Source organism: Glutamicibacter sp. AOP12-B1-11, from assembly GCF_052379245.1.
GTDB lineage: Bacteria > Actinomycetota > Actinomycetes > Actinomycetales > Micrococcaceae > Glutamicibacter.
The window spans coordinates 35,534-47,874 of the sequence record NZ_JBQSYL010000006.1; the positions used below are offsets into that span (position 1 = coordinate 35,534).

Genomic DNA, 12,341 nt, shown 5'->3' on the forward strand with positions numbered 1-12,341 from the left:
CGCCTTGCCGCAATATTCTATGAACGGGCGCTGGCAACGAAACTCCTGAAATCCGACGAAATTCGTTTCCGGCTGGGATTCTGTCAGTTCAAGATGAAAAAGTATTCCTTGGCCATGGTTAATATGGAATCCGCCATTGCCCACCAACCCCACCGCTTCGGCTGGATTCAAGCCCTTGCCATGAACATGCAGCGGATGAAAAAGTTCGACCGCGCCCTGGAGCTGTTCGCGGCGGCTTGCGCTGGACAACCGCAAAATATTCGGTGGCACACCCGTTACGCCAAGTGCGCGGTTGCTGCCCGCAAGAAGGATCTTGCCGGGTCAATATTAGAGAATCTCGTCGTCAGGTTCCCCTCCGAGCCTTCGAGCTCCGCTTCCCTCGCAGATCATCTGCTTCAAACCGGGCAGCGGTGGCGTGAGCTCGAAGTACGCCAGGCATACGCCCCGGTGCACGAGCATGAAGCCAAGTGGATGCTGCTCACCGGCCAGGCGGCACAATTCATGGCTCGGTTCGAAATATCCCGAGACTATTTCCAGCAGGCCACGGCCCTGGATCCGGAGTATTCCAAGGCCTGGTATGGCCTAGCTCGTGCCTACGAGGAACTAGGCGAATACGAGAACGCACAACGAGCCGACGCCCAAGCCGTGCTCACCAGCAATGACGAACAAATATCGACGCTAGGTGTCGGACGGTTGCACGAACGAGCAAACGACTGGGTGCGAGCCTCGGAATCCTACCGGGAAGCGTTGGCCGTCTCCAGCAGCCCGGGGACGAGGCAAGGACTCAACTATCGCGCAGGCGAAGTGAACAGCAAACTGTTCAATCTCGAAGCGGCAGCCAAGTACTTCGGCGAAGCTCGGGCAACCGCCACGACAGTAGAGGAGCAGGTATTATCGGCATACGCCCAAGCCCGGGTCTACGCCCGTGTCGGCAATTCCGCCGGTGCCGCGGATACCTACTCGAGCTTTGTCGAATTGTTGCCGGAGCAAAGCCGTGTGGAAGAACCTGTAGCGCTCTACCGTTATGCCCATGCCCTGCACCGAATGAACGATTATGAACAAGCGGCAAGAGTGTACCTTCGGGCGGCTAGCGCGTGGGGCTACCTCGACGGAACGCTGAAGGTCCCGGCCGCAGCCGGGCCGCGCGCCGCCCACCATATCGACCTAGCACAGGCGGCCGAAGAACGCGGGCAGTGGGATGACGCCGCGGAAGCGTATCGAGATGCGCTATGGCACACCTCTACGACCCAACGGACGTGGCAGGCACGTGCAGGACAAGCGCTAGCCAAGAGCGGTGAGCCGCGAGTTGCCTGCGGCTATTTTGAGAATATGCTGCTCTTCACCGAGATTTCGGTGGCAGGTCTAGGAACCGCACTCAAGGGCGTGGGGCGGCACCGGGGCGCCTTATACATTCACGCGAGCGAACAGCTTCCGCTGGATGAGAAGCTGGTGCTTTTTGAGTCTTCTCATGGAAAAAACGTGCATTGCCACCCTCTGGCCATTTACCAGGCCATGCGCCAAGACGAACGCTTCGACGGGTTCCGCTACGCGTGGGTCTACAACGACCACAACGAGGTCCCTGCGCAGCTTTCGGAAGATCTGGATGTAGCGATTATCAAGCAACACTCGGATGCTTATATCCGGGTGCTGGGAACCGCTAAATTCCTGGTGAATAACGCTACCTTCCCGGCATATTACTCAAGGCGCGAGGGGCAGCAAGTCCTGAATACCTGGCATGGCACCCCGCTGAAATTCATGGGAAAGCTCGTCAAGGGCGCCGTTGGAGAACATAGAAATGTGCAGCGCAACTTCCTGCACACCACACACCTGATGGTGCCGAACCGGCACACGCTGAAGACGCTGTCGCAGGATCACGACCTGGACGGGATGTTCCCGGCTACCGTGGCACTGACCGGCAGCCCACGTGTTGACTCGATGGTGAACCTCAGCGCGCAGCGCCGTGCAGAAATACTCACCGAGCTGGGGATTGATCCGCAGAACCATGAACCTGTCGTGCTCTTTGCCCCCACCTGGCGCGGACAGCTCAATGACCGAAGCTATAACGTGGATTCGTTGGTGACGGACGTAGCCAAAATGGCGCGCGGCGACCACCAGATGCTGTTCCGCGCGCACCGCTTCGCCGAACAGCTCATTGGCGACGCGCAATTGGACGCCACAGTGGTTCCGGCATCGATTGATACCAACGAACTTCTAGCCGTTGTCGACGTGCTGATCACAGACTATTCATCGATTTTCTATGATTTTCTCCCGGCGCGAAAGCCCGTACTCTTCTACACCCCGGACTTCGAAGCCTATGATGCCGAACGCGGGCTGTATTTCGAGCGCGAAAGCTGGCCCGGAGAAGTTAGCGACAACATTGACGATTTGGTCAGCAGCCTGCGCCAGACGCTGGAAGCCACTGCAGGCATCGCGCACCCAAATTTCGAGGAGAATCTTGCAGAGTTCGCTCCGATGGAGGATGGAAACGCGAGCGCACGGGTCATCGAATTCTTCTTCTTTGAAGATCAGGCGCACGTACTCGCCCCAGAGGCCGACACTCGAACCAAACTCCTCTTCTACCAGGGCCCATTCAAGCCCAACGGAATCGCAACTGCTTTCGTGAACCTGATTGGCTCCTTGGATCCCGACAAGTATCTCGTCGCGGTGGCAGTGGACATGAACGCGACGGGTTCCGACCCTGCTGCCATGGAAATCCTCAATTCGCTGCCCAGCCATGTGAAGGTGCTGCCGCGCGCAGGAGCCACGGCGATGTCCGCCGAGGAACGCTGGGTATCTGATTCTTTCCATGCGCAGCGCGGTTTCAGCTCGGCGGAGGCTGAAAATATTCATCTGGGCACCATGGCGCGGGAAATGAACCGCAGCTTCGGCTCCGCTCGCTTTGACATGGCCATCAATTTTGAAGGATATTCACGGTTCTGGGCCGCGCTCTTCGCCGCGGCCCACAGCCACGCAGCTAGCACGAGCATCTACCTTCACAACGATATGGTGGGCGAATGGCTGCTGCGCTTCGGCACCATGCCAGGCTTGTTCGCCACCTACGGGCACTATGACGCCCTCGTTTCGGTGACCGACAGCGTGGGGGAGATCAATCAACGGCAACTAGGTGAACGGTTCGGTATCGACGAATCAAAATTCACCGTCTCGGAAAACCTGCTGGATCTGAACAAGCCTTCGGATTGGGCAGAACTGTCCGAACCGGTGCACGAGTTCAGCGGAGAGGGTTTGACGGTCTTCGCGAATATGGCACGTCTTTCCCCCGAAAAGGGGCAGGCAAAGCTGCTGCACGCATTCGCTCGGGTGCACGCCGCTCATGCAAATACCCGCCTGCTGCTCATCGGCGACGGACCGTTGCGTCTGAGCCTCGAAGAGCAGATAACCGAACTTGGCTTATCCGGCCAAGTAGTTATCACCGGTCTGCTAGCCAACCCGTTCCCGACCTTGAAATCTGCCGATTGTTTCGTCTTCTCCTCGGACTATGAAGGACAAGGACTCGCAATGATTGAGGCGATGATGCTGGGCCTACCGGCAGTCTCCACCGACGTCGTCGGTTCGCGCAGCGTCTTGACCGGAGGATTCGGACTGCTTGTCGAAAATTCCGTCGAGGGATTGGCCGAAGGCATGGAGCGTCATCTCAACGGGTACAAGGCCGAGCTTGAGTTTAATGCCGAACGCTACCAATTGCAGGCGCTAGAACAATTCGAAACTCTGGTGAAAAAGCCAGTGCCTACCGGTTCGCGCCTGGGCTAGGAGTCGAGCAGGGCGAGCGACTCCGTCAGGAACCGCGTCATGCTCGCGCCGGGCGTGATGTCCCCGAAGTACTTCTCAATGAGGGCATCACGCTCGGCATCCTTGGTTTCCAGCGCTTCACGGACTAGACCTGCAGTGTGCGCGGCTTGAACTGAGCTTAGGCCCGGTAGCTGTTCCAATGCGGGGGAGTCGGCCACGACAGCCTCCGAGGACACAGGCGTGGTGATGAATATGGGTTTCCCGGTAGCAAAGAAATCGTAGGCTACAGCCGAGATGTCCGTGATGCAGGCGTCCGCCTTATGCCATTGCCATCCCCAATGCGCGGTGTCGTCAAAGAGCAACCGTCCAGTTGATCTTGAATTCGCCGAGTTGAGTTTTTCCCGGATCTTGGCAACGTCCGCGCCGTATTGTTCAACGTTGACCCCGGACCGAGGATGCGGGCGGAAAATGACGTTGAAGCCTCCGTCATTGATCAACGAATCGATGACCTGCACGCCGTGGCTCGATACCGATCCGTAGTTCATTGACGGACGGTCCCCTTCCCAAGTGGGTGCATAGAGCACCGTGGGCAGCGCGCTATTCAGCGCATAGGGAGCCAGATATTCCGCATCAATCTGCGGCCGGCCAACCAATCGGGTTCGCTGCTCGACATCATAGCTACGCAAGTTCAGCGCTAGCCGGTCACGAGCGGCCTGGCCTGCACTGAAAACATAGTCATAGGCTTTGAGCTGGTTAGACCACATATAGGCCTTTTCGCTCTCCCCATGGCAGATGAACACGTGGTTGGGTTCGTTGAAGCGGAGCATCTGGAAGTTGCGGATGTTCTGGTTGATGTAGAACACCACGTTGAGATTCTGGGAATCAACTAATTCTTCGATATCGCCAATTGTGGGTGCAAGATACACGGGAAGCGGGCATTCATCAGACAAGGCCAGCGCGGTACCGGCGTTGCGGGTAATCACCACGACCGGAGCGGACTCGGCCAGGTGCTTCAACGGCTCATACCACTGGCGGATCTGATACGCATTGACCATCGCATCGGCAAAGTACAGTGCCACTCGATACCGTTGCTCACCGGTGGGCTGATGGAATAGGTGACGAGCGTGCCGCTGGACATGAGCGCGCTGCTGGCGGGCGTCCAAACGCATCTTGGCAAATTTAGCTGCACCGGCCAAAACTGGAATCGCGCGCATTTATCCCTCTCATGAACCTCAGAAACTCATGAATCATTCTATGCAAGAGATTATTTCGGGAATTGGTGGACAGGCCAAATGGCAGAAAAATTTCAAATCGTGTGATGATCTGGGCTCATTCGAGCAAAAATCGCGGAATTGGGCCCCTTCTTGTCTCGATGCGAGAGGAAGGTGCGATATTGTGTGTTTAGTGCAACATTGATTCTATGCCGTTTGAAGCGTTCCTGGTTTGGGAACTGAGCTTCAATCAAGCTAAGATGAAATGTCGGACTATGTTTTTATAGGAGTCATCATTAGCGATAAGCGTTCTGATCGATCGTCACATGGCGCACTCGATCGCAACTCGCCATTGGTTATATCAGCCATGGACCTTGGCCGAGCGCCAGGTTCCATGAAGGCTCTTAACGAACAAGTTCCGGCACCCGCTGATGTGGGTAACGCACTCATTGGTATTCGTGGAGGATCTGAGATTTCCTTAGATCTTCGCCTCGAAGCTGTGCACGAGGGAATTTTGGTATCCGGCATTGCCACGGTGGAAATCGCTGGCGAATGTGGACGGTGCCTTGCGCCTATCGGGTTCAACTACGGGGCTGATATTCAGGAACTCTTCTACTATGAAGAGAGCGATGAATTCGAAGAAGATGATGATGTAGATCAGTATTGGGTTGTCGGTGACTATATTGACATCGATCCGGTATTGCGGAACGCAGTGGGCACAGCCCTACCGTTCCAGCCGGTATGCCGGGATAATTGTTTGGGCCTCTGCAATGAATGCGGAGTCAGCCTCAACGATGAACCTGAGCACCACCACGAGGTAGTAGATCCTCGTTGGGCAGCGCTTGCGCAGCTGTCCGAGGCCGCCACAGAAGATGTGGCAACAGATAAAACGTCAGACGAGAGAGAAGAGAAGTAGTCGTGGCTGTTCCAAAGCGGAAGATGTCCCGTGCGAATACTCGTGCCCGCCGTTCACAGTGGAAGGCTACCGCACCGAGCTTGGTGAAGACCGTTGAAAACGGCCGCGTAACCTACAGCCTGCCTCACCAGGCAAAGGTTGTCACTGACTCAGCAGGTACCGAGTTGTTCCTTGAATACAAGGGTCGCAAGGTCGCAGACGTCTAAGACATGTCTTCTAAAGAAGAACTTTTGAAGCGTCTCGGAATCGACATCGATTCCGAGACGCTTCATCTTTCGTTGACCCACCGTTCGTACTCATACGAAAACGGTGGCATACCCACTAATGAGCGCCTAGAGTTTCTTGGCGACTCCATCTTGGGCTTTAGCGTTGCAGAGCACCTCTATAAGACGTGCCCCGATCTCCCTGAAGGCGATCTCGCAAAGCTGCGTGCCGCAGTAGTCAGTACCCGCGCCTTGGCTGATATTGCCCGAGGCCTCGAACTTGGCCAGCACATTCTCCTGGGCCGCGGCGAAAGCCAGTCCAACGGTGCTAACAAGTCTTCCATCCTCGCAGACACCGTAGAGGCCCTTATCGGCGCCGTCTATCTGGTGCACGGCATGGATGAAGCGCGTGACATGGTGATGCGCCTCGTCGGCCCGCTGCTTTCCGACCCGCAACTGCTCGGTGCTGCCACCGACTGGAAAACCGTCATCCAAGAAGAAGTCGCCGCCGCCAAAAACGGTGAAATGCGCTATGCGGTTACCGGATCCGGCCCTGACCATGCTCGCTCATACGTAGCGGAACTGCTCATTGGCGATAAGCTGCACGGCAAAGGCACCGGTCCGTCGAAAAAGGAAGCCGAGCAAGAAGCCGCGCGGAACACCTGGAAGATGCTTCACCCCGGTGAAGATCTCCCGAAACACTAGGGCACGGATATGCCTGAGCTGCCAGAGGTAGAAGTTGTCCGTGAAGGACTAGATAAATGGATTCGCGCGCGATTGATCGAATCTGCCCAGGTCCTGGACCCACGGTCCGTTCGGCGGCATGCCGACGGTGTGCGCGATTTCGAAGAAACCCTGGCCGGATGCACCCTGGCTTCGGTGGTACGTCGGGGCAAGTTTCTCTGGATGGACCTCGAAGGCCTTTCTGCGCCGGCAGCCTTAGTGGCGCATCTTGGAATGAGCGGTCAGCTCCTGGTCGAAGAGCCAGATGCGCCGGATGAAAAGCACCTGAAGGTCCGGTTGTCGCTCAGCGAACGCAGCGACGCACCATCCGAGCTGCGCTTCGTCGACCAGCGAATTTTTGGCGGGATGTTCCTGTCCCCGCTGGTGCCGACCGTGGATGGGCATCCAGGCGGTGCAGGCAGCGATAAACCGTGTATTGCACAAGCCGCCGCGCATATAGCCCGAGATGTCTTGGACCCCTACAGGGACACTGATTCGCTTTATCTTTCGCTGCGTAAACGCACCACCGATCTGAAGAGGGCGATTCTTGACCAGACGGTGATCTCCGGGGTTGGAAATATCTACGCCGACGAGGCGCTTTGGCAGGCAGGACTATCGGGACTCCGTAACACCGCGACCATCAGGCGCCCAGAGGTCGAACGCCTGGACGCGGCACTGATCGATGTGATGTCCCGTGCGCTTGACGCCGGAGGGACAAGCTTCGATTCCCTATACGTCAATGTCAACGGCGCTAGTGGCTACTTTTCCCGTTCCCTGAACGCCTACGGTCGCGAGGGCAAGACCTGCCAACGCTGCGCCGGAAACGGACGAGAATCGGTGATCCGCCGAGATCCTTTCATGGGACGCTCCTCGTACAGCTGCCCTGTATGTCAGCCGCGGCCTCGGCGGCGCCGATAACCTATCTGCGAATTACTGGGTAAATTCGCTAAGTACTTTTTCGTTGAATGGCGCCCATGCGTCCACGGCCCATTGCCCGAATGGTTTATCGGTCAAAGCCACGCAAGCAATCCGATTCTCTGGATCAACCCACAGGAACGTACCTGATTGTCCGAAGTGTCCAATGGTCGTTGCCGGGTGGCTTGGGCCGGTCCAGTGCGGATTCTTGGTGGAGCGGATTTCGAAGCCCAAGCCCCAATCATTCGGATTCTGCCTTCCGTATCCGGGCAGGATGCCGGCCAGGTTTTCAAAGTGGACGCTGGTCGCATCGGCCATGGTCTGCGGAGCCAGCAACGTTGGATTGAGCAATTCTGCTGCGAACAACGCAAGATCGGACGCGGTCGACCTGCCGTCCTTGGCGCAGCTTCCGGCAATCTCGGTATTGCTCATTCCGAGTGGCGTGAAGACGGCTTCCCGGGCGTATTCCGAAATGCTCATGCCGGTTTCGCGTTCCAGATGCTCCGCCAGTACCTCAAAGCCGGTGTTCGAATAGCCTCGTTTGGTTCCCACGGCAAAACGGATGGTGGTCGAGTCGAAGTCGTAGCCGGCCGTGTGCGCCAGCAGATGGTGAACCGTGGAACCTTCCGGGCCGGCAGGATCTTCCAACGTTATTGCTTCTTCTTCGAGGGCGATGAGGAACGCGTAGGTGCTCAGTAGTTTCGTCACGGAGGCTAAAGGATATACGCGCTGCATGTCGCCGTGCTGGTCGGATATCGAACCATCTCCATGGACCACGACCGATACCGCGTTATCTGCCGGCCACTGTTCGATCTCGGCTAAGACGCTCATGATTTGACCAATCCCTCAATATTCGTTCTCGTGAAAGCGAGCGGGAAACACCCAATCGAGGCATCGCTTCGCTAGAATTACGAGCAAGGATTGGATGGATTTCCCTAGCCAACCATAGCGACACAACGCCAAACATAGGAACTTTACGCCGTGCATCTGAAGACTCTCACCGTTCGCGGATTCAAGTCTTTTGCCTCGGCGACCACCTTTGAATTCGAGCCCGGCGTCACCGCCGTGGTCGGCCCCAACGGTTCAGGGAAGTCCAATGTGGTGGATGCACTGGCTTGGGTGATGGGGGAGCAAGGGGCCAAGACCCTGCGTGGCGGCAAGATGGAAGACGTCATCTTCGCAGGCACCTCCGGACGCGCACCGTTGGGCCGTGCCCATGTGTCGCTGACCATCGATAACGCCGACGGCAAGCTTCCCATCGATTATGCGGAAGTCACCATTTCACGGACCCTCTTTCGCGCCGGCGGATCCGAATATGCTATCAATGGCTCGTCGTGCAGATTGCTGGATATCCAAGAACTGCTCTCGGACTCCGGTCTGGGCCGAGAAATGCACGTCATTGTCGGCCAGGGCCAGCTGGATAGAATCTTGCACGCCACGGCCGAAGACCGCCGCGGATTCATCGAAGAAGCCGCGGGCGTGCTCAAGCACCGCAGGCGCAAGGAGAAGACCCTCCGCAAGCTTCAGGGCATGCAGGGCAACCTGGACCGCCTTGAGGACCTGAATTCGGAGGTGCGCCGGCAGCTGGCGCCGCTGGGACGCCAGGCAAAAATAGCGCGCCGTGCGCAGAGTGTGCAGCTCGATGTGCGTGATGCCAAGGCCAGGCTTCTAGCCGATGACCTGGTGTCGCTGAATAACAAGTTGGCTCAGGACATTGACGACGAGACCAAGATCCAAGCTCGCCAGCAAGACACCAACCTCAAGCTGGAACATGTGAAGAAGCATGTGGCCAAGCTGAGCGGAGAAATGGAACTGCTGGCGCCACGGCTCGGCCTGATCAACGATTCATGGGTAGCACTGACTACCCAGTCCGAGCGGTTCCGGTCCCTGGCCGCCTTGGCACATGAGCGCGGGAAGCTGTTGGAAGGCAACCAGGCGCACTTCGACTCGAGCCGCGACCCGGACAGGCTGGAATCCCAAGCGGAGCGCTTAGCCGAAGAGCTGGCAGAGCTCGAGGAGTCGGTCGAAGACCGGCACGAAATCCTGGCCGAAGCAATCGAAGCCAAGGAACTGGCCGAGGAGCAATCGCGGGCCGAACAGCAGCGGATGGCCGCGCTGCTGCGCGCGGCCGCCGACCGCCGCGAAGGCATGTCGCGCCTGGCCTCCCAGGTAGCCTCGGCGCGCAGCCGTGTGGATGTCACGCGAGCAGAGATTGCGCGATTGGAAGACGGGCTGCGCTCCTTTGACGCGGATCTCGACGCGGACGCGAAGTCGCATGCCGAGCTGTCGGTGGACCTAGAACATCGCCTGGCCATGGAATCCGCGTTGAACGACGAATTCGACCGCGCGGAAAAGGACTACGCCCTGCACACCAAGGCACAGTCCGAGGCCGCCGCGCAGGAACGCGCACTGTCGGTCCAGATTTCCGGACTGAAGGCCCGCCTTGATGCGTTGCAACTCAACACCAAACGCGACGATCATTCCGAAAGGATGATCCAGCAGGCTCCGGAGGCGATCCTGGGCCGGCTCGGCGAGCTGATATCGGTGACTCCCGGATATGAGCAGGCAATTTCTGCAATCCTGCGCGAATCGGCAGAATCCCTGGTCACCCGGGATCAAGCGTCGGCGCTGCAGCTGCTTCAGGCCATCGGCTCGGACGAAGCCACGCATGCGAGCTTCGTCCATGCCTCGGCAACTCATATAAGCACCCCGACGCCAGAGTCTGCGGCGATTGCCGCCCGGGACGTTGTCGCTGCGGGCCCGGAGCTCGGCAATCTCCTGGACGCGCTGTTTGCGCATCACTACGTCGTGGAGGATCTCGCCGAAGCCGCAGCCCTGCTGCAGGTCGACCCACTCGCTCAGCTCACGACCCTGGAAGGCACCACGGTCTCCGCGCTGCGCAGCTCCGTGGGGGACTCGGCCGGTGCTTCGCTCATTGCCCAACAGGCTCTGGTGGAGCAGACGGCCTCCGAGCTGGCCACCGCCCAGCGTGAGCTGGAAGACTGCGAATCCAGCCTGGCAGCCCGGGCCCCGGTGCTCTCCGAGGCGCAACTGGCGTACGAGGACGCCCAAGGTGCGCTGGCCGAGTCGGATGCCAGCATCGATGAGATCTCCAGCTACCTGGCCAAGCTGGGGCAGAAGCTGCGCACCGCACGCACCGACAAGGACACCTTGCACCAGCGGGTTCTGGCGACCCGGGAAAAGCTTGAGCTCGAGCAAGAGTCCCTGGAAGAAATCACCGAACGCATGGAGATGGCTTCCGAAGACCAGGAGGAAGACGCGGTAGATGATGCCGGGCGGGCGGCCTTGGCAGATGCCGCCTCCTCGGCCCGCCAGCGCGAACTCGAAGCACGCCTTGCCCTGCGCAGCAGCGAGGAACGCGTCAGCGCCCTGCGCTCGCGCGTAGAGGGGCTGCGCCGGACCGCCGCAGCCGAGCGCACCCACCGCGAGGTGGCCGCCCGCCGAGCCGAGGAACGCCGGGCGCAAGCGGCCAACGCGCAACGCGTAGCGCAAGCCGCCGAACGCGTCTTGCAGTTCATCGAGGTTTCGGTGGGCCTGGCGGCCCAGGAACGCGAAGAGCTGACCGGCAAGCAGCATGAGCTGGACCAGCTGATTTCCAGCCAGCGGGTCGAAGCCGAGCAATTGACCGCGGAACTCGCCCGCCTTTCCGATGCGGTGCACCGCGACGAAATGGCGCGCGCCGAACTGCGCATGCGCATCGAGGCCTTGGAGAGCAAGTCCTTGGAAGATCTGGGGCTCTCCCCGGATCACCTGATCGCCAACTTCGGTCCGGACCAGCTGATTCCCGAAGAAGCGGACCCCGATGACAAATGGGCCGAGCTTCGCCAAAACGTGGATGAAGAAGGCAACCTCCTGGGGACCAAGCCCTTTGACCGCGTGGAGCAGGAAAAACGGCTGAAAAAGGCCGTGCGCGACCTCGCCGCCCTGGGCAAGGTCAACCCGCTGGCATTGGAGGAATTTGCGGCCCTTGAAGAGCGGCATAAATTCCTCAGCGGACAGCTGGAGGATCTGAAGAAGTCGCGAAGCGATCTGCAGCAGATCATCAAGGATGTAGATGCACATGTGGAACGCGTCTTCACCGAGGCCTATAACGACACCGCGGTGCAGTTCAAAAGAATCTTCGAACGTCTTTTCCCCGGGGGAGAGGGCCAGCTGGTGCTCACCGATCCGGAGAACATGCTCACCACCGGCATCGAAGTCGAGGCGCGACCGGCAGGCAAGAAGATCAAGCGGCTCTCCCTGCTCTCCGGCGGCGAACGCTCGCTGACCGCCGTGGCGCTGCTGGTAGCGATCTTCAAGGCTCGCCCCTCGCCCTTCTATGTGATGGACGAGGTTGAGGCCGCACTCGATGACGTGAATCTGGGGCGCCTGATCACCGTCTTCGAGGAGCTCCGGGAAGCTTCACAGCTCATCGTCATCACGCACCAGAAGAAGACCATGGAAGTTGCCGACGCGCTCTACGGGGTGACCATGCGCGGAGACGGTGTCTCCACGGTGATCAGCCAGAAGATGGCTCGGTCCCAGCCCGTTTAGCATCTATTTCACGTCTGTCGATATACTGGTCACAGGCCATCTGGTCGAATTCAGTGACAAATGATTATGCGG

At 58.7% G+C, this 12,341-nt stretch carries 8 protein-coding genes; 6 read left to right on the top strand and 2 right to left on the bottom strand.

Annotated features, from left to right (window positions below; translation table 11 throughout):
• The first annotated feature begins 93 nt into the window (after nucleotides 1–93).
• Entirely contained in the window at nucleotides 94–3,768 is a 3,675-nt protein-coding gene (locus ACT3UQ_RS04770) for a CDP-glycerol glycerophosphotransferase family protein (protein WP_181150329.1), read from the top strand.
• Here ACT3UQ_RS04770 and ACT3UQ_RS04775 read toward each other — a convergent pair.
• Complete coding sequence (locus ACT3UQ_RS04775; protein WP_105649213.1) at nucleotides 3,765–4,961, bottom strand: CDP-glycerol glycerophosphotransferase family protein; 1,197 nt, start codon at nucleotides 4,959–4,961, stop codon at nucleotides 3,765–3,767. The genes ACT3UQ_RS04770 and ACT3UQ_RS04775 overlap by 4 nt on opposite strands.
• 391 nt (nucleotides 4,962–5,352) lie before the next feature.
• Here ACT3UQ_RS04775 and ACT3UQ_RS04780 point away from each other — a divergent pair, with 391 nt between their 5' ends.
• The 4 genes from ACT3UQ_RS04780 to mutM are packed head-to-tail and all read left to right on the top strand — an operon-like array spanning nucleotide 5,353 to nucleotide 7,718.
• Nucleotides 5,353–5,874, top strand: coding sequence for a YceD family protein (locus ACT3UQ_RS04780; RefSeq protein WP_096287240.1), 522 nt, complete (start codon nucleotides 5,353–5,355; stop codon nucleotides 5,872–5,874).
• A 2-nt stretch (nucleotides 5,875–5,876) separates the two neighbouring features.
• A complete protein-coding gene (gene rpmF / locus ACT3UQ_RS04785) occupies nucleotides 5,877–6,080 on the top strand; it encodes a 50S ribosomal protein L32 (protein ID WP_060701450.1) in 204 nt (67 codons plus the stop codon).
• Nucleotides 6,081–6,083: 3 nt separating this feature from the next.
• A complete protein-coding gene (gene rnc, locus ACT3UQ_RS04790) occupies nucleotides 6,084–6,782 on the top strand; it encodes a ribonuclease III (protein WP_105554591.1) in 699 nt (232 codons plus the stop codon).
• Between the two features lie 9 nt (nucleotides 6,783–6,791).
• Nucleotides 6,792–7,718: a bifunctional DNA-formamidopyrimidine glycosylase/DNA-(apurinic or apyrimidinic site) lyase gene (mutM, locus tag ACT3UQ_RS04795; protein ID WP_444636556.1), complete on the top strand. Its 927-nt coding sequence runs from the start codon at nucleotides 6,792–6,794 to the stop codon at nucleotides 7,716–7,718.
• Nucleotides 7,719–7,730: 12 nt separating this feature from the next.
• On the opposite strand, the gene ACT3UQ_RS04800 is transcribed toward mutM, so the two are convergent.
• The gene (locus ACT3UQ_RS04800) at nucleotides 7,731–8,546 is read right to left on the bottom strand and encodes a serine hydrolase domain-containing protein (RefSeq protein ID WP_105649210.1); all 816 of its coding nucleotides are present in this window, start codon (nucleotides 8,544–8,546) and stop codon (nucleotides 7,731–7,733) included.
• Nucleotides 8,547–8,696: 150 nt separating this feature from the next.
• Between ACT3UQ_RS04800 and smc the strand changes: the two genes are divergently transcribed.
• Nucleotides 8,697–12,269 (top strand): chromosome segregation protein SMC, encoded by a 3,573-nt coding sequence (smc, locus tag ACT3UQ_RS04805; RefSeq protein ID WP_444636557.1) that lies wholly within the window; start codon nucleotides 8,697–8,699, stop codon nucleotides 12,267–12,269.
• The last annotated feature ends 72 nt before the right edge of the window (nucleotides 12,270–12,341 follow it).